Annotated in this window: 14 protein-coding genes; 8 read left to right on the top strand and 6 right to left on the bottom strand. The window is 75.4% G+C overall.

The features are described 5' to 3' along the window. Positions 1-13 precede the first annotated feature (13 nt). Both ACQP2H_RS25540 and ACQP2H_RS25535 read left to right on the top strand, forming a co-directional pair. Positions 14-1,687, top strand: coding sequence for a trypsin-like peptidase domain-containing protein (locus tag ACQP2H_RS25540; RefSeq protein ID WP_357535059.1), 1,674 nt, complete (start codon positions 14-16; stop codon positions 1,685-1,687). A gap of 193 nt (positions 1,688-1,880) precedes the next feature. Beyond that, positions 1,881-2,990 (top strand): glycosyltransferase family 4 protein, encoded by a 1,110-nt coding sequence (locus ACQP2H_RS25535; RefSeq protein WP_372444069.1) that lies wholly within the window; start codon positions 1,881-1,883, stop codon positions 2,988-2,990. A gap of 52 nt (positions 2,991-3,042) precedes the next feature. Here the strand turns inward: ACQP2H_RS25535 and ACQP2H_RS25530 are convergent, their stop codons facing one another. Further along, complete coding sequence (locus ACQP2H_RS25530) at positions 3,043-3,306, bottom strand: hypothetical protein (RefSeq protein WP_433229167.1); 264 nt, start codon at positions 3,304-3,306, stop codon at positions 3,043-3,045. After that, positions 3,303-4,805 carry a serine/threonine-protein kinase gene (locus ACQP2H_RS25525; RefSeq protein WP_433229166.1) on the bottom strand — a complete coding sequence of 501 codons (1,503 nt, stop codon included), beginning with the start codon at positions 4,803-4,805 and terminating at the stop codon, positions 3,303-3,305. Before ACQP2H_RS25525 ends, ACQP2H_RS25530 begins: the two co-directional genes overlap by 4 nt. Positions 4,806-4,997: 192 nt before the next feature. On the opposite strand from ACQP2H_RS25525, the gene ACQP2H_RS25520 reads away from it, so the two are divergent. Genes ACQP2H_RS25520 through cutA form a run of 3 tightly spaced genes read left to right on the top strand, consistent with a single transcriptional unit; the run spans position 4,998 to position 7,220 of the window. Beyond that, entirely contained in the window at positions 4,998-5,828 is an 831-nt protein-coding gene (locus ACQP2H_RS25520; protein WP_208568494.1) for a patatin-like phospholipase family protein, read from the top strand. Next, a complete protein-coding gene (locus ACQP2H_RS25515) occupies positions 5,828-6,847 on the top strand; it encodes a 1-acyl-sn-glycerol-3-phosphate acyltransferase (protein WP_219464489.1) in 1,020 nt (339 codons plus the stop codon). Before ACQP2H_RS25520 ends, ACQP2H_RS25515 begins: the two co-directional genes overlap by 1 nt. Positions 6,848-6,899: 52 nt before the next feature. Next, positions 6,900-7,220, top strand: coding sequence for a divalent-cation tolerance protein CutA (cutA, locus tag ACQP2H_RS25510; RefSeq protein WP_208568358.1), 321 nt, complete (start codon positions 6,900-6,902; stop codon positions 7,218-7,220). Between the two features lie 62 nt (positions 7,221-7,282). Here cutA and ACQP2H_RS25505 read toward each other — a convergent pair whose 3' ends face one another. Continuing rightward, a complete protein-coding gene (locus ACQP2H_RS25505) occupies positions 7,283-8,161 on the bottom strand; it encodes a hypothetical protein (RefSeq protein ID WP_433229163.1) in 879 nt (292 codons plus the stop codon). A 399-nt stretch (positions 8,162-8,560) separates the two neighbouring features. Between ACQP2H_RS25505 and ACQP2H_RS25500 the strand changes: the two genes are divergently transcribed. Both ACQP2H_RS25500 and ACQP2H_RS25495 read left to right on the top strand, forming a co-directional pair. Beyond that, the gene (locus ACQP2H_RS25500) at positions 8,561-11,197 is read left to right on the top strand and encodes an SCO7613 C-terminal domain-containing membrane protein (protein WP_433229161.1); all 2,637 of its coding nucleotides are present in this window, start codon (positions 8,561-8,563) and stop codon (positions 11,195-11,197) included. Between the two features lie 119 nt (positions 11,198-11,316). Continuing rightward, positions 11,317-12,468, top strand: a complete 1,152-nt coding sequence (locus ACQP2H_RS25495) for an FHA domain-containing protein (RefSeq protein ID WP_219464486.1) — start codon at positions 11,317-11,319, stop codon at positions 12,466-12,468. Between the two features lie 149 nt (positions 12,469-12,617). On the opposite strand, the gene rocD is transcribed toward ACQP2H_RS25495, so the two are convergent. The 3 genes from rocD to ACQP2H_RS25480 all read right to left on the bottom strand — a co-directional run bounded on the left by rocD (position 12,618) and on the right by ACQP2H_RS25480 (position 15,900). After that, on the bottom strand, positions 12,618-13,832 hold the full coding sequence (rocD, locus tag ACQP2H_RS25490) for an ornithine--oxo-acid transaminase (RefSeq protein ID WP_357535051.1): 1,215 nt from the start codon (positions 13,830-13,832) through the stop codon (positions 12,618-12,620). Next, on the bottom strand, positions 13,829-14,644 hold the full coding sequence (ddaH, locus tag ACQP2H_RS25485; protein ID WP_208568495.1) for a dimethylargininase: 816 nt from the start codon (positions 14,642-14,644) through the stop codon (positions 13,829-13,831). The genes rocD and ddaH overlap by 4 nt, the downstream gene beginning before the upstream one ends. Positions 14,645-14,997: 353 nt before the next feature. Then, positions 14,998-15,900: a thrombospondin gene (locus tag ACQP2H_RS25480; protein ID WP_433229159.1), complete on the bottom strand. Its 903-nt coding sequence runs from the start codon at positions 15,898-15,900 to the stop codon at positions 14,998-15,000. 338 nt (positions 15,901-16,238) lie between these two features. Here ACQP2H_RS25480 and ACQP2H_RS25475 point away from each other — a divergent pair, with 338 nt between their 5' ends. Continuing rightward, complete coding sequence (locus ACQP2H_RS25475; RefSeq protein WP_433229157.1) at positions 16,239-17,045, top strand: Fpg/Nei family DNA glycosylase; 807 nt, start codon at positions 16,239-16,241, stop codon at positions 17,043-17,045. The last annotated feature ends 1 nt before the right edge of the window (position 17,046 follow it).

Genomic DNA, 17,046 nt, shown 5'->3' with positions numbered 1-17,046 from the left:
GAAAACTAGTGGCATGACCGAGTTCGAGACCGACCCGCAGCGTCGGCCGGCTGCCACCGACGCCGAGCCGTCGCACCCCTCCGCCGAGCCGTCCCGCGTCGAGCGCGGCGAGTCCGACACCACCGCCTCTCCGGGCGACGCCGCCGGCACCGCGGGGGCGCCGGCCGGCACATCCCACCCCGGATCGCCGTACGCGCCACCGTCGTCGCCGTACGCGCCGCCCGCCGCGAGCGCGTACCCGCAGTCGTCGTACCAGCCTGCGGCGGCCTCCGGTGACCAGGCGTACCGGCCCGGCTATCCGGCGTCCACCGGCTACCCGCAGGCGGGGCAGTACCCGTCGGCCGGTTACCCGCAGCCCGGCCAGCACCAGTCCGGCTGGGCCGGCGGCTACCCCGGCCAGCACCGCCCCGGCCAGCCGGGCGCGGCGGCGCAGTCCGCCGGTTATCCCGGTCAGCCCGGTTCCGCCGTCGGCGGTCAGCCGGGTGCCGGTTACCCCGGCCAGCCCGGCGCGCAGTCGTCGGGGGGTTACCCGGGGCAGCCGTCCGCCGGCTACCCGGGTCAGCCCGGCCCCGGCGGGCCGCAGCAGCCCGGCCAGCCGGCCCCGCCGTGGGCGTCCGGCCCGGCGCCGCAGGCCGGCAGGGTGGCCAAGTTCGTCGGCGCGGGGGTGGCGGTCTTCGCCCTGATGCTCGGTTCGGGCGTGGCCGGCGGGGCGCTCGCCCTGGCGGTCGACGGCGACGGGGGCGGCATCACCCGCAACTACTCGGCCGCCCCCGTGATCAACAGCGCCGACCTGCCGAAGATCGCCGCCTCGGTGCAGGACAGCGTGGTCTCGATCATGACCGACAGCGGTGAGGGATCGGGCGTGGTCCTCAGCTCCGACGGCTTCGTGCTGACCAACAACCACGTGGTCGCGTCCGCCTCCGGCAAGACCGTCCGGGTGGTGTTCGCCAACGGCCAGTCCGCCTCCGCCGAGATCCGCGGCACCGACCCGAAGACCGACCTCGCGGTGGTCAAGACCAGCGGCCTGGACAACCTCAAGGCGGCGAAGTTCGGCGACAGCGACGCCATGCAGGTGGGCGACCAGGTGCTCGCCCTGGGTAGCCCGCTCGGTCTGCAGGGTTCGGTGACGGCCGGCATCCTCAGCGCCCGGGACCGCACCATCCAGGCCGGCAGCGGCGACAGCCCGCAGCAGGCCCCGCAGGGTGGCGCCAGCTCGATCTCCGGCCTGCTCCAGACCGACGCCCCGATCAACCCGGGCAACTCCGGCGGCGCGCTGGTCAACACCCGGGGTGAGGTGATCGGCATCAACACCGCCATCGCCACCGCCGGGCAGGGCAGCACCGGCAACATCGGGGTCGGCTTCGCCATCCCGAGCAACAAGGCCAAGAACGTCGCCGAGAAGCTCCAGCGGGGTGAGAAGGTCAGCCACCCGTCCCTCGGCGTCAGCGTCAACGCGGCCGAGGACGGCGGGGCCCTGGTGGCCGCCGTCACCGGGGGCAGCGCCGCCGAGAAGGCCGGCATCCAGCGGGGAGACGTGATCACCAGGTTCGGCGACAAGGTGATCAACGACTCCAACGATCTGGTCGGCGCGGTGCAGGCCGGCAAGGTCGGCGACCGGGTCCAGGTGACCTACAAGCGAAATGGTACGGAGGCGACTGCAACCGTGACGCTCGCCGAGACGTCATAGTCCTCAGACCTACCTCCTCCGGGCGGCGGGCGGCGGAGCCAAGGGGGTTGGCTCCACCGCCCGTCGCCGTACGCACCCCGGCCGGGCCCCACCCGACCGGGGTGCGTTTGGTTGTCCGGCCAGCGGGAAATCGCCGCCGATCCCGGGTCGGGACGAGGTTCCGTAGCGGGACAACGGGGGAGGATTCGTGGCCGTGACCCACCGTCCGTCGGAACGCCCACCGTCCGGGCCGCCACTGCGGATCGCGATGCTCGTTCCGCCCTGGCTGTCGGTGCCGCCGCCCGGTTACGGCGGGCTGGAGCAGGTGGTGCACGGGCTGGTCGACATGCTGGCCAGCCACGGCCACCAGGTGACCCTCTTCGGGGCGGGCCGGCAGCACGGCACCGCCGCCGACTTCGTCTCCACCATCGACGAGGTGCAGTACGACCGGCTCGGTGAGTCGCTGCCGGAGCTCGCCCACCTGGCGCGGGCCAACCAGTTGATCTCTGCCGCCGACTTCGACGTGATCCACGACCACACCACGATCGGGCCGCTGGTCGCCGGCCGGCGTGCGGTGCCCACCGTGGCGACCGTGCACGGCAACCCGGTCGGCGAGTACGGCGCGGTGCTCAGCGACACCGACCACGGGGTGGGCCTGGTGGCGATCTCCCACGCCCAACGGCGGGCCAACCCCGGCCTGCCCTGGGTCGGCACGGTGCACAACGCCCTCAACGCCCGGGACGTGCCGACCAAGCGGCAACCCGGCCGGGGCCCGGTGCTCTGGCTGGCCCGGTTCAGCCCGGACAAGGGCCCCGACACGGCGATCCGGGCCTGCCGGGCGGCCGGCCTGCCGCTCACCCTGGCCGGCAAGTGCAACGAACCGGCCGAGCGCCACTACTTCGCCGAGGTGGTCCAGCCGATGCTGGGCGACGACGTCGACGTGATCATGAACGCCGACCGGGAGGCGACCCTGCGGTTACTGGTCGACGCCCGCTGCCTGATCATGCCGATCCAGTGGGAGGAACCGTTCGGCATGGTGATGGTGGAGGCCATGGCGACCGGCACACCGGTGGTGGCGCTGCGCCGGGGCGCGGTGCCGGAGGTGGTGGTCGACGGGGTGACCGGACTGGTCCGCGACCGGGCCGAGGAGCTGCCGGCGGCTCTGCGCGAGGTGGTCCGGCTCGACCCGGCGGCCTGCACCGCCCACGTGGCCGACAACTTCTCCACCGGGCGGATGGCGCGCGGCTACGAGGCGATCTACCGGGCCGTGGCACTCGGCGTGGCCCCGCCCGTGCACCGGCCCGTCGCACTGCGTACCCGCTGAGCGGGGTGCGGGGCGGTGCAGCGGACGGTGGTTCCGGTGCCGGCGCGGGGTGTCAGACGGCGGTCGCGGCCAGTTTCCGGGCGGCGGCTTCGAGTTGCCGGCCGTACGCCGCGGTGATGCCACCCTCGTCGATCCGGCGGGTGACCTTCTCGCGGAGCGCGGTCGCCTGCGCGGGCACGTCGGCCTGGCCCTCGGCGGCGGACCGGGTCAGGTTGGCGAGCACGTTGCGCAGGTCCAGGCCGACGTCCTCGCGGACCTCGCCGGTGCGGACCCCGTCGTCGATCAGCTGACGCATCCGGTCGGCCGCCTCGGTCAACCCGCCGCCGCCCTGCCCGCCGTCGGGGGTGGTGGTGGGCTGTGGGCGGGGCGGTGTGGGCGTCGTGGTGGCCCGCCGGGGCGCCGGCTGCGCGGTGGGGCCCGCCGGTGGCTGGGTGCGCGGCGGCGACGGCTCCGTCGCCGGGGCCTCGGTCTGCCGGGCGACCGGCGGGGTGGTGTGGGTCCCCGGCTCCAGTAGCGGGGCGAGCAGGAGGACCGCCGCGACGGTGAACACCACCAGCGCGCCCACCGCCACCAACGGCCGCCGCGACGGCGGCAGCTCCGGCTCCGGCTCGTCGGGCCCGGTCGCCGCACCACCGTTACCCGCGCCGCCGGCACCTGCGCCACCGTTGGCCGTGCCACCTGTGCCACCTGTGCCACCTGCGCCGTTGTTCGCCGCGCCGTAGGCGGTGTGCCGGCCGGCCGCCGCGCCAGGGCCCGGCGGCCCGCCTGCGGGGACCGGTCGCCGGCTGCGCCGCCGGACCCCGCCCCGGCCAGCTCGGCCCCCGGGATGCCGGTGCCGGCCGCACCGACGCCGGCCACTGCGCCCACCCCCGAAGCCGCGCCGACGCCGCCCGCCGCACCGACCCCCGACGCCGTGCCCGGCGTGCCGGCCAGTGCGGGCAGGGTGACCGTGGGGGAGAGCATGGTGGCCGCCTGCGGATCACCGGGCAGCAGCTGGTCCCGCAGCGCGGTGGCGACCTGGTGCGCGGTCGGCCGGTCGTGCGGGTCCCGGGCCAGGCAGCGCAGGCAGACGTCCACCACCACCGGAGGCAGCCCCGGTACGCCGTCCAGCGACGGTGGTGTCTCGTCGACGATCGCGTCGGCGAGCTGTTCCCAGGTCTCCGCCGGGTACGGCGGATGGCCGGTCAGCGTCTCGTAGAGCAGCACGCCGAGGGAGTAGACGTCGGTCGACGGCTGGGCCGGCGCCCCGTCCAGGCGTTCCGGGGCCACGTACGCCGGGGTGCCGAAGGTGCCCCCGTCCTCGTCGTCGTCGGGGGTGCCGACCTGGGTGGCGATGCCGAAGTCGAGCACCTTCGCCCCGGTCCGGGTCATCATCACGTTCGCCGGGGTGATGTCCCGGTGCACGATGCCCAGCCGGTGCGCCGCCGCCAACGCCTCGGCGACCTGGGCGCCCACCTCGACCGCCTCCGGCCAGGGCAGCGGGCCCTCGCTCAGCCGGTGCTCCAGCTCCTCGCCGGTGAGCAGCTCCATCACCACGAACGAGGTGATCTCGCCGTCCGGGGCGAGCGCCTCGCCGTAGTCGTGCACCGCGGTCACGTGCGGGTGGACCAGTTGGGCGGCCGACCGGGCCTCCTCGCGGACCATGTCCCGGAAGCGGGCGTCGGCGGCCAGCGACGGCGCGAGCACCTTGACCGCGACGACCCGGTCCAGCACCTCGTCGCGGGCCCGCCAGATCACCGACATCCCGCCGGCCCCGATCCTGTCGAGGAGCCGGTACCTGCGGGCCAGCAACCTACCGGCGTTCAGGGCTGCCATCAGTGTTCGCACCTGCCTGGGGTTCGGGGTGGTGTCAGGTTGCGCGAATGTGTCCCCCCTGTCAACGGTTGTCCATTTGTCCGGTGACCCTCTGCAGTGGTCGTTTCGCCCACCGCCACCGGTTCCTGATCGACGCCGGTGACCAGCGGCTGCGCCGGCAGGCACGGGCGGTGGCGTGCCAGGATGAACGACATGAGTGGCGGTCCGGTGGCGTTCGTGCTCGGCGGCGGGGGAGTGCTCGGCGCGGTCGAGGTGGGCATGCTGCGTGCCCTGTTCCGGGCCCGGATCCGCCCCGACGTCGTGCTCGGCACCTCGATCGGCGCGGTCAACGGCGCTTTGGTCGCCGCCGACCCGTCCGAGGCGGTCACCGACCGGCTGGTCCGGCTGTGGGCGTCCCCGGAGGCGAGCGAGGTGTACGGCGACTCGGTCGCCCGGCAACTGCGCCGCTTCGCCGCCCGTACCCACCTGCACTCGCCCCGGCCGCTGCGCAAGCTGCTGGAGGGGGAGCTGGGCGCGGACACCACCTTCGCCGACCTGAAGGTGCCGTTCCGCTGCTGCGCGGCCAACATCGAGCGGGCCGCCGAACACTGGTTCCACACCGGACCGCTGGTGCCGGCGGTGCTCGCCTCCGCCTCCGTACCGGGGCTGCTGCCGCCGGCACAGATCGACGGCCAGCACTACATAGACGGCGGGATCGTCAACTCCATCCCGATCGGCGAGGCGGTCGCGGTCGGCGCGACGCAGATCTTCGTCCTCCAGGTGGGGCGGATCGAGCGGGAGCTGACGCCGCCCCGCCGACCGTGGGAGATCGCCCAGGTCGCATTCGAGATCGCCCGCCGGCACCGGTTCGCCCGGGAGATGGCGGCCCTGCCCGAGGGGGTACGGGTGCACGTGCTGCCGACCGGCGGGCTGGAACCACGCGACGACAGCCCGTGGGCCTACCGGGACATGGCGGCGGTGGGACGGCGGATCAGCCGCGCCTACACCGCCTCCCGGCACTACCTGGCGAGCCTGGACCGCTGATGCCGCTGCCCCCTCGGTGGGTACGCCGGCTGTTGTTCGCACCCGGGGTGATCCTGCTCGCGGTCACGGTGCTGACCGCGGTGCCGGTCTGGGCGCTGCTCGCGCTGGCCGCGTCGCCGTTCGTGCCGGGCCGGTTGCGCCCGCTGCGGCTGCTCTGGATCGGGTGCGTCTACCTGGTCTGGGACGCCGCCGCACTGGTCGCCCTCTTCGTGCTGTGGCTGGCCTCCGGGTTCGGTCGGTGGAAGCGCACGCCGTCCTTCCAGCGGGCACACTACGTGCTCGCCGGCTGGTTCCTGCGGGTGCTGTTCTGGCAGGCCCGGTGGACGCTGCGGCTGAGCATCGACGTGGTCGGCACCGACCCGGACACCGCCCTGCCGGGCCGGCCGGAGCTGGTGCTCTGCCGGCACGCCGGCCCGGGTGACTCGTTCATCCTGATCCACTCCCTGGTCAACTGGTTCCAGCGGGAGCCCCGGATCGTGCTCAAGGAGGCGCTCCAGTGGGACCCGGCGATCGACGTGCTGCTCAACCGCCTGCCCAACCGGTTCGTCGCCGCCGGTGACGGCCGGGACGCGGCGGTCCGGCAGATCGGCCACCTCGCCACCGGCCTGGACGACGACGACGCCTTCGTGATCTTCCCGGAGGGCGGCAACTTCACCCCCGGCCGACGCGTACGGGCCATCGACCGGCTCCGCGCGCTCGGGCTGGAGCGGATGGCGGTGCGCGCCGAGCGGATGCAGCACGTGCTCGCCCCGCAGCCCGGCGGGGTGCTCGCCGCCCTGGACGCCGCACCCGAGGCCGGCGTGATCTTCGTGGCGCACACCGGCCTGGACCGGATGCTCACCGTCGCCGACGTGTGGCGGGAGCTGCCGATGGACAAACGGATCGTGATGCGGTTCTGGTCGGTGCCGCCCGAGGACGTCCCGACCGGCCGGCAGGAACGGATCGACTGGCTCTTCGACTGGTGGGACCGGATCGACAGGTGGATCGCCGCCAACCGGGACGGCGTGACCGCTGAGTGAACGCACCGTGACGGTCGACCGTTTCGCCGCCGATCCCACGTAGGGTGCGCAGGTGGACCAGATCTGCGTGGTGACGACGGTGGTGGACTCGCGCTCCGTCGCGGACCTGATGGCGGCTGCCGCGGTGGCCGGGCGGCTGGCCGCCTGCGCCCAGGTCGGCGGCCAGGTCGACAGCACGTACTGGTGGCGGGCCGGGGTGGAGACCAGCACCGAATGGTCGGTGCAGTTCAAGACCGCCCCGGACCGGGCCACCGCGCTGGTCGGCCAGATCCGGGCCAACCATCCCTACGAGGTGCCCGAGATCCTGGTCACCCGGGTGGACAGCGGCGACCCGGCGTACGCGCTCTGGGTGCACGAGAACACCCGTACCTAGGTACGGGCACTCTGGCCAGGGGTTGCCGCCCACCGGCAGGATGGCCGGGTGCAGAACACCGGTTACCCCTGCCCCCGCTGCGGTGCGCCCGCCGAACTGACCCGCGGGTGCGTCGGTTGCGGGTTCGGGCCGTACCCGCCCGCCGCCGAGGTGGTCCGGCTGGACCGGGAGATCGTTTCGCTCGGCCGGGAGGTGGAGCGGGCCCGGGAGGCGTACCAGGGGCTCGGCGCGCGCCTGCTCGCGGCGCAGCGCCAGCGGGCGGAACTGGCGGCCCGGATCCGCCGGGAGATCCCCGCGCCGGTCCCGGTCGGTGCGGCGGTCCGCGTACCCGCGCCGGCCGGACGTCCCGTCCCGCCGGCTGTTCGTCCGGCAGGCCACCCGGTCGTCCCGGCCGCGCGCCCGGTGGTCCCGGTGCGTCCCGGCGGTGTCGTCGGGTCCGGCGGGTCCGTGCCGCCCGCCGGGTTCGGACCCCCACCCGTGGGTACGCCGGGCCGCCCGGAGACCTCGACCCGGACGATCCAGTGGCTGCTGTTCGTCCTCGGTGGCCTGCTGCTGGGCACGGCGGCGGTGGTCTTCACCGCGGTCGCCTGGGCGGCGGTGGGGGTGGCGGGCCGGGCGCTGATCCTGGCCGGGTTCACCGCGCTCGCCCTGGCGGTGCCGCTGGTGGCGAAGTGGCGCGGCCTGCGCGGCACCGCCGAGACGTTCGCGGCGGTGGGTCTGCTGCTGGTGGTCCTCGACGGGTACGCCGCCTGGTCGGTGAACCTGCTCGGCACCGCCGACTGGTCGGGCACCCGGTACGCCGCCCTGGTCACCGGGCTCAGCGCGGCGGTCGCCACCGGGTACGCCCTGCTCAGCCGGCTCACCGTGCCGTGGTTCGCGGCGCTGTTCGTCGTCCAGCCGGTGCTGCCGCTGGCGGTGGCGCAGTCCCGGCCCGGGGCCACCGGTTGGACGCTGACGTTCCTCGGGGTGGCGCTGCTCGACCTCGCGGTGGTGGTCGCGCTGCGCCGCCGCTCGCCGGCCCCGCTCGCCGTCCCGACCGGCCCGGTTCCGCTCGCCGTTCCGACCGGCCCGGCCCCGCTCGCCGTTCCGACCGGCCCGGTTCCGACCGGCCCGGTCCCGGCGGTCACCGGGTCGGCAGCGAACCGCCCGGTGCCGGCCGGGCCTGATCCCGCCGCTCCGCCACTGGCCGGAGCGGTGCCACCCGGGGCGGCTCCGGCCGCTGCGGGTCCCGGGGAAGCGGTGGTGGTGCCCGCCGGGGGGTCGGGCGCCACCACCGTCCCGGCGGACGGGGGACCGGCGGCCGGCGGGGGCCGGTCGCCGGACCGCCCGGTTCCACCGCTGTGCTCGCTGGCCGGGTGCTCGGTTGGCTCGGCTTCGGTGCCGCGACGACGGTCGCCGCGAGCTGCGCGCTGGTGCCGCTGGTGCTCGGCCGGGCCGGCGGTCAGCCGCTGCTGGCCGGCCTGCCGATGCTGCTCGTCGGCCTGGTCCTGGCCGGTGCGGCCCGGGTCGCGGGTGCCGGGGTGTTCCGCCAGCTCACCACCGGGCTGCTGGTGCCGTTGCTCGCCGTCGCGATGCTGCGGCCGGTGGCCGAGCTGCGGGCCGGGTTCCTGCTGCTCGCCGTCGGCCTGGTGGCGGCCGCTCTGGCCGGCGGCGTCCGGCTGCTGCCGCAGCGGCACCGCACCGGCCCCCGGGTCGGCGCGCTGCTGGTGGCGGCCGGTGCGGCCCAGGTCACCGTGCTCGCCACCGGTTCCCTCGCGGCGCTCGCGGTGGGCCGGTCGCTGCCCGCCTTGCAGGGGGCCGCCGCGGGTCCCGATCTCCCGTGGGGCTGGCAGCTCCCGCTCACCGCCCTGCTCACCGTCGGCGCCGGCCTCCTGCTGCTGTCGAGGACGGCCCGTCCGGTGACCGTACTGCTGGGCGTGGTGGTCACCGCCGCCGCGCTACCGGCGGTGACCACCACGCCGTGGCCGGCCACCCTCGCGGTCGACCTGGTCGTCGGGGCGGCACTGCTGCCGGTGGCGGTGCTGCGGTGCCGTCGTGCCGCGACGGTGCTGGTCGGCGCGGCCGGTGCCGCCGTGCTGCTCGGGCACGGCCTGCTGGTGGCGGCGGCAGAACCGGTGGGGCTGCTGGCGGCACTCGGGGTGGTACTGGTCGTCGGGCTGGCGGTGGCGCTGCCCCCCCGCCCGGCGAACGCCGTCGCGGCCCGGGTCGCCGGGGTCGCCCTGACGGTCGCCCTGCTCACCGTGCCGGCCGGCGCTGCGGTCGCGCTGCGGGCCGCCGGGTCGCCGGCCTGGTGGCAGCTGCGGGTCGGGTTCGCCGCCGCCGTGCTGCTGCTGGTCCCGCTGCTCGCGCTCCGTCGCCGCCGTCCCGACCTCGACGGGTACGCCGGCACCGCGCTCGCCGTGGCGCTGGCCGCCGTGGTCACGCCGACCGTCGTACCGGGTGGGGAGTCGTTGGCCCTCTATGCCGCGGCGGCGCTCGGCATGCTGGTGCTGGCCGAACGGCGTACCGCTGCGGTGACGACCGGCCGGGTGGTCGGCGTCGGCCTGGCCGGGCTGGCCCTGGTCGCCGCCGCTCCGCTGACCCTCACCGCGTTGGTCGCCCCCTACGGTGACCCGGTCCGACCCTGGTCGGGGGTGCCGACCGGGGACGGCGCGTCGGGTGCCCCGGCGGTCGGTGTGGCGCTGCTGGTCCTCGCCCTCACCGCCGCGCTGCTCGTCCACCGGTACACCGGCCGCCGGTCCGGGTCGGCCGTGGCCGCGCTGCCGTTCGGGGCGGCGGCGCTGCCCGTGCTGCTGCTCGTCGGCCCCGCACCCTGGCCGGTGGTGCCGGCGGTGGTCCTGCTCGTCGGCAGCGCGGCGCTGCTCACCGCCGCGCTCGCCGGCCCGGTTCGGACTGCCCCCGCTGCCACGGCCACCCCGCCTGCGGCTGTCCCGGGTGGGCCCGGTTCCGGCGCGGCACCGACAGCGGGTGGACCGCCGGTGGGCCACCGGCGTGGCGGGGAACTGCTGGTGCCGGTCACCGCCCCGATCGGTCTGCTGTGGACGTTCTTCGGCCTGGTCGGGCTGCTCGCCACCCGGGCCGGTACGTTGGCCGCGCTGGCCCTGCTGGTGATCGTGACGGCGGTGATCGGTGCGGTCGGCAGGCGGCCCGGAGTACGGCTGCTCGGCTGCCTGACCACGGTCGCGGCGGCCACCTCCTTCGCGTTGACCGCGCCCCTGGCCGCCGGCCTGCCGACCCGGACGGCCGGGTTCCCGGTGCTCGTGGTGGCGGTGGCGGTGCTGCTCGGCGCACCCCTGCTGGCCCGGCGCGGGTCGCTCACCGTACGGGCGTTGGAGGCCGCCGCGCAGGCGGTGGCCGTGCTCGCCCTGCTGCTCACCGTCGGTGCGATCCGACACGCGGCGGTGATCTGCGTGCTCTGGGGGGCCGCCGTGGCGCTGCGGGTGCTGTACCCGGGTCAGTCGGCCGGCCAGCGGTGGGTCTTCGGGGCGGTGGCCGGTGGCAGTGAACTGCTCGGCGCGTGGCTGCTGCTGATCAGCGGCGAGGTGGTGCTGCTGGAGGCGTACACCCTGCCGGTGGCCGGGCTGACGTTGGTGGCCGGCCTGCTGGCGCTGCGGAGCCGGCCCGGGTTGACCAGTTGGCTGGCCCTCGGCCCCGGGCTCGCCGCCGCTCTGCTGCCCAGTCTGGTGTCGGTGCTGGTGGCGGCGGACCCGCAGCCCTGGCGGCGGCTGCTGCTGGGCGGTGCCGCGCTGGGCGTGGTGCTGGTCGGCGCGGTCCGGCGCTGGCAGGCGCCGGTGGTGCTCGGCGGCGGCAGCCTCGTCCTGCTCGCGCTGCACGAACTGGTCCGGGGCTGGGACCTGCTGCCCCGCTGGATCTACCTGGCCGTCGGCGGGCTGGCGTTGATCACGCTCGCGGCCACCTACGAGCGGCGTCGGCGGGATGTGAGCCGGCTGCGGGCGGCGGTGGGCCGGATGGGCTGAGCCGCCCACCGGTAGGGTCGTGCCAAGGCAGCGCCTGCGCACCGCCGAGCCGGCGCGCAGACGCCGACCGGGCCGGCGGTGGCGGCCCGGCAGAGCGACGAGATCCTCCGGAGCGCGCGATGAGATTCGAGATCAGCAAGGTGCTGGACGCCATCGAGGGGCGGGTCTGCACCGATCCGTCCCTGGCCCGAGCGGTGCTGGACCTGGCCGAGGTGATCCGCTACCAGGATCTCGACGGCGGGCGTCCGGCCAGCCTGCTGCGGCTCGGCATGGTGATCGACGCGCTCTCCCGCGAGCTGGCCGAGGACAGCGTCCCGGTCTACGCGATCGTGCACCGGGCGCTGCTCTCCGACGCCGACCTCACCTCCAACGAGCGGATGGTGGTCCGCCGGTGGGCCGACGACGGCCTGGTCGAGGTGCTCGACAACCCGGGTGACCGGATGCTGGAGGTGGCCGACCTGCTCGGTCTGCCGGTGGTCAGCCGGATCCGCTTCGACGGCCTGCGCGGCCGGTTCCCCTGGCTGGTGGAGCAGCCGGGGCGGGTGGTCGCCCCGGTGCCCGGTGCCGGCGGCCCGGCCTTCGTCGCGCACGTCGGCGGCGGGCACACCCCGGTCGAGGGGGACCGTTCCCCGGTCGGTGGGCAGTTGCTGGCCCGACAGTGGCGGTGCCCGGAACCGGGCTGTGCGCTCTTCGGCGGCGGTGGGGGCGGCGGGGCGTTCGCCGACCTGGCCCGGGTGGACCGTGCCCCGGCCGGCCAGCCGCCGCCGGCCCTGCGGCAGGGTGTGCCGACCTGCCCCCGGCACGGTGCCCGGCTCTCCGACGCCGGGCCGCGCCCGCGCAGCGAGGTGCTGGCGATCCGGATCGGTGGCCTGATCCGTCGCCGCTTCGTCCTCACCGAGGACCAGCCGGTGACGGTCGGCCGGGCGCCCGAGGAGCCCGGTGGCGTGATGCTCGGCCAGTGGCTCAACGACGAGACGCGACGGTGGATCAGCCGGGCACACGTCCGGTTCGAGCTGCGGGTCGGCGAGGTGATCGTCACCGACGTGAGCACCAACGGCTCCGGCATCCGGCCGAACGGCTCGATGGCCGAGGCGGAGCGGGTCCCGCTGGCACCGAAGCAGTCCCGGGTGCTCGGCGGCGCGGACATGGTGGAGCTGTACCCGGGGGTGCAGGTCGGTCGGGCCCGGGAACTGCCCACGGGCGCGGCGTTCACCCCGACCTCGGTGATGGCCGAGGCACCCACCATGGCGATGCGGCTGCCCCGCAACTGACCGGTGGTCGCCCTGACCGGCCGGTCGCGCAGACCGGCCGGTCGTCGGCTCACATGCCCCGGCGGGCCGCCACGGTGACCGGCGGGCCGCCACGGCAAGGTGTGCCGCCACGGCGGGCGTCGACCCGACACCCGCCGTGGGTACGCGGCTCAGCCGGCCAGCACCGCGGCGAGCTGCGCCACCGCGTGGTCGATCTCGTCGGCGGTGATCACCAGCGGTGGGGCCAGCCGGATCGTCGAGCCGTGGGTGTCCTTGGCGAGCACGCCCCGCTCCATCAGCCGCTCACACGCCTGCCGGCCGGTCATCAGCGTCGGGTCGATGTCCACCCCGGCCCACAGCCCACGCACCCGTACCGCCACCAGACCCTTGCCGAGCAGCCCCTCCAGCCCGGCCCGCAGCCGTTCGCCCAGCTCGGTGGAGCGGCGCTGGAAGTCGCCGGTGGCCAGCAGCCGGACCACCTCGGTGGCGACCGCGCAGGCGAGCGGGTTGCCGCCGAAGGTCGAGCCGTGCTGGCCCGGCTTGAGCACCCCGAGCACGTCCGCGTTCCCGGCCACCGCGGAGACCGGCACGATGCCGCCGCCGAGCGCCTTGCCCAGCAGGTACAGGTCCGGCACGACACCCTCGTGCTCGCAGGCGAAGGTACGCCCGGTGCGACCCAGACCGGACTGGATCTCGTCGGCGACGAACAGCACGTTGCGGTCGGTACAGACCCGGCGTACGCCCGGCAGGTAACCGTCCGGCGGCAGCACCACGCCCTGCTCGCCCTGGATCGGCTCCAGCAGCACCGCCACGGTGTTCTCGTCGATCGCCGCCTCCAACGCCGCCAGGTCGCCGTAGGGCACCACCGTGAACCCGGGCGTGTACGGCCCGAAGTCGGCGCGGGCGTCGTCGTCGGTGGAGAAACTGACGATGGTGGTGGTCCGGCCGTGGAAGTTCCCGTCGGCCACGATGATGTTGGCCTGCCCCGGGGTGACCCCCTTGACCTGGTAGCCCCACTTGCGGGCCACCTTGATGCCGGTCTCCACCGCCTCGGCGCCGGTGTTCATCGGCAGCACCAGGTCCTTGCCGCAGAGCGCGGCCAGCTCCCGGCAGAAGTCGGCGAACTGGTCGTGGATGAACGCCCGGCTGGTGAGGGTGAGCCGGTCGAGCTGCTCGTGGGCGGCCCGGATCAGGGTGGGGTGCCGGTGGCCGAAGTTCAGCGCCGAATAGCCGGCCAGGCAGTCCAGGTAGCGACGGCCGTCCACGTCGGTGAGCCAGGCGCCCTCGGCGGAGGAGATCACCACCGGCAGCGGGTGGTAGTTGTGCGCGGTGTACCGCTCCGCGTCCCGGACGGCGGACGGGGTCCGCAGCATGTCCTCGATCACTGGCTCGCCTTTCCCTGACGGAGTCGCAACGTGCAGCACTTCGGTCCGCCGCCGGCCTTGCGCAGCTCGGACAGGTCGACACCGATGGTCTGGTAACCCCGGTCGCGCAGCTTGGCGGCCAGCCCGGTGGCCTGGGCGGGCAGCACCACGTGCCGGCCGTCGCCGACCGCGTTGAGGCCGAGCACCTCGGCGTCGGCCATGGTGGCGTGGACGGCGTCCGGGAAGAGCCGGCGCAGCACCGCCCGGCTGCCGGGGGAGAACGCCTCCGGCAGGTACGCCACGGTCCGCTCGTCGAGCACGGTCAGCGCGGTGTCCAGGTGGTAGAAGCGCGGGTCGACCAGTTGCAGGGTGACCACCGGGTGACCGAAGACCTCCTGCAACTGGGCGTGTGAGGCGTGCGCGGTACGGAACCCGGTGCCGGCGAGCAGGTGGTCGCCGACCAGCAGCACGTCCCCCTCGCCCTCGTTGACGTGCTTCGGGTCGTACACCTCGAAGCCGGCGGCCTCGAACCAGGCCCGGTAGGCGGGGGCCTCGTCGGCGCGCTGCGGGTCGCGGAACTGCACCGCCATCGCCCGGTCCCCGATGACCGTGCCACCGTTGGCGGCGAAGACCATGTCGGGCAGGCCGGCGACCGGGTCGATCAGCTCGACGGTGTGGCCGAGGTCGAGGTAGGTGCGGCGCAGCTGCTCCCACTGCCGGATCGCCAGCGCGGTGTCGACCGGTGCGGTCGGGTCCATCCACGGGTTGATGGCGTAGTCGACGGCGAAGTACGTCGGCCGGCACATCAGGAAGCGCTGGCTGGTGGCGTCCATCGTCATTGTCCTGCTCCTGGGGTCGGGCGCGCCCGGCCTCCGTGGCCCACGGGCTGGCGCCGTGGCTCAACGGTATGTGCCCCGGGGGTGCGGCAACCACCGCCGAGACTTGCGTACGACAGCGGTTCGTTGCGTGTGATCCGACCGCGACGGCGATCCGTTGCGTGGCAGCGCGCAGCGAAGGGGCCGTCACCCCGGCGGGAGTGACGGCCCCTGTGCGCATCGGTGGCGGCGAACCGCTGCCCCCGAACGAGTGGGTGCCCGGCTGGTGAACCACCAGACTGGTCGGGCGGTGCCGGCGAACCGGCTGGTCCAACGTCGCCGGCGAACCGCCGGCGAGATCAAATGTGCCCTCAGAACCGGTCCACAAACTGTGAGTCAAGCCACTCCCGGAACCGGGCCACCCAGTCGCCGTCGGTGGTCGGCCAGTCGAACTGGCCGGTGAAGGCGAGCACGCCCAGCACCACCGCGGCCAGGCCGACCAACACGCCGACCAGCGCGTCCGTCGTGCCGGCCACGTGTCGACGGCGGGTCGCGATCAGGCCCAGCACCGAGAACACCGCGCCGAGCGCGCCGAGCGCGATGCCGTACCCGGCCAGGGAACCGGTGAGCACGAACGCCGCGCCCACCACCGACACGATCAGGCCGAGGGTGGCGAGCAGGCTCGTCCTCGGCTTCGGACCGGCCACCACCGGCGGCTCCGGGCGGACCTCGTCGGCGGCCACCCGGTCCCGGTCGGTGCTCCGGGTGGGGACGCCGGCCGGTGCGGCGGGTGCCGTCCGGTCGTCGGGCGTCGTCCGGTCCCGGTCGGTCGGGCGGTCCGCGGCCACCGGGCGCGGCGCGGTGCGTACCGGGCCGGCGTCGGCGACCCGGATCGGGTCGGTCGGCGTCCGGGGCTCCTCGTCGACCGTGCCGGGTCGGGCGACGGCGCTGCGGCTGCCGTCGACGGCGCTGCGGGCGGTCGCCGCCCGCGCCAGCGCGCCGCGCTCCGCCGCCCGCCGCTCCGCATCCGGGTCGGACCCGCCCGCGTCGACGCGGCCGTCGACGCCACGCCGGGTGGCGTCCGCACGCTCGGCGCTGCGTCGCGCCACGTCGGCGTCGCGCTCACCGTCGGTGGCCAGCGACCCGCTGCGGTACGTCGCCCGCTCGGCGTCCCGGTCCGTCACCACCGGCTGGTCGTCGCGCGCGTCGACCACCCCGTCACCGTTGCTGTCCTGCGCCGTACGACGACGCAGGAGCGAAGGAACGTTCACCACCACACCTCCTTGTCGATGCGTGGAGCCCTCGGAAGGGTCGGTGGCCGCCACGCGGGAACGACCTGGATGTACCCCGCACGTCCATCGACCACACTCCACCGCGCCGGACCGGGCCGCCCGGACCGTGTCGTGCCGGACCAGACCGGTCCGGGCCGTGCCGAGCCGAGCCGCTCGGACGGTGTCGTGTCGGGCCGTGTCGGGCTGGGCTTGGGCCGTGCCTGCCGTGCTGGGCTTGGGCTGGGCTTGGGCTGGGCTGGGGCGGTGCCGGCCGGGGCGGTGCGGGCTGGGGCGGGCACCGGCGTCGGTGGGGTCCGGTCGCCTGACTACCCTTGGTGCCCGTGCCAGAGGGACACACCATCCACCGGCTGGCGGCCCGGCACGCCGAGCTGTTCGCCGGCGACAAGGTCACCGCCAGCAGCCCGCAGGGCCGCTTCGCCGACGGTGCCGCCCTGATCTCCGGCACCGTCCTGCACGGCACCGAGGCGTACGGCAAGCACCTGCTGCACCACCACGCCGACGAGCGCACCCTGCACGTCCACCTGGGCCTGTACGGCAGGTTCACCGACGGCGACGGCGAGCCGCCCGTACCGGTGGGGCAGGTCCGGTTGCGGCTGGCCAGCGACCGGCACTGGCTCGACCTGCGCGGACCCGCCGCCTGTGAACTGCTCACCCCGCCCGAGGTGGCGGCGTTGCGCGGCCGGCTCGGCCCGGACCCGCTGCGCGCCGACGCCGACCCCGACCGGGCGTACGCCCGGATCGGCCGCAGCCCGACCCCGCTGGCCGCGCTGCTGCTCGACCAGTCGGTGGTCGCCGGTACCGGCCTGATCTTCGTGACCGAGGCGCTGTTCCGGGCCGGCCTGCGGCCGACGCTGCCCGGCCGGCAGCTCACCCCGGCCGGCTGGGCGGCGCTCTGGGCCGACCTGGTGGCGCTGATGACCCTGGCGGTGACGCGCGGCCGGATCGACACCGTCCGCGACGCCCACCTGCCCGAGGCGATGGGCCGCCCCGCCCGGGTCGACCGGCACGGCGGCGAGGTGTACGTCTACCGCCGCGACGGCGCCCCGTGTCACGTCTGCGGCGGCCCGGTCAGTCGGGGCGGGCTGGCCGGCCGCAACCTCTACTGGTGCCCCACCTGTCAACCCTGAG

Origin of the sequence: Micromonospora sp. CA-248260 (genome assembly GCF_050942205.1) — a bacterium.
In the GTDB taxonomy this organism is placed as follows: domain Bacteria; phylum Actinomycetota; class Actinomycetes; order Mycobacteriales; family Micromonosporaceae; genus Micromonospora; species Micromonospora antibiotica.
This window is presented reverse-complemented; position numbering and strand designations above follow the sequence as displayed.

What these genes read in the sequence shown, in the direction of transcription:
- ACQP2H_RS25540 (WP_357535059.1), top strand. Translation starts at nt 14, where the DNA reads ATGACCGAGTTCGAGACCGACCCGCAGCGTCGGCCGGCTGCCACCGAC.
- ACQP2H_RS25525 (WP_433229166.1), bottom strand. Translation starts at nt 4,805, where the DNA reads ATGGCAGCCCTGAACGCCGGTAGGTTGCTGGCCCGCAGGTACCGGCTC.
- ACQP2H_RS25520 (WP_208568494.1), top strand. Translation starts at nt 4,998, where the DNA reads ATGAGTGGCGGTCCGGTGGCGTTCGTGCTCGGCGGCGGGGGAGTGCTC.
- ACQP2H_RS25515 (WP_219464489.1), top strand. Translation starts at nt 5,828, where the DNA reads ATGCCGCTGCCCCCTCGGTGGGTACGCCGGCTGTTGTTCGCACCCGGG.
- ACQP2H_RS25495 (WP_219464486.1), top strand. Translation starts at nt 11,317, where the DNA reads ATGAGATTCGAGATCAGCAAGGTGCTGGACGCCATCGAGGGGCGGGTC.
- ddaH (WP_208568495.1), bottom strand. Translation starts at nt 14,644, where the DNA reads ATGGACGCCACCAGCCAGCGCTTCCTGATGTGCCGGCCGACGTACTTC.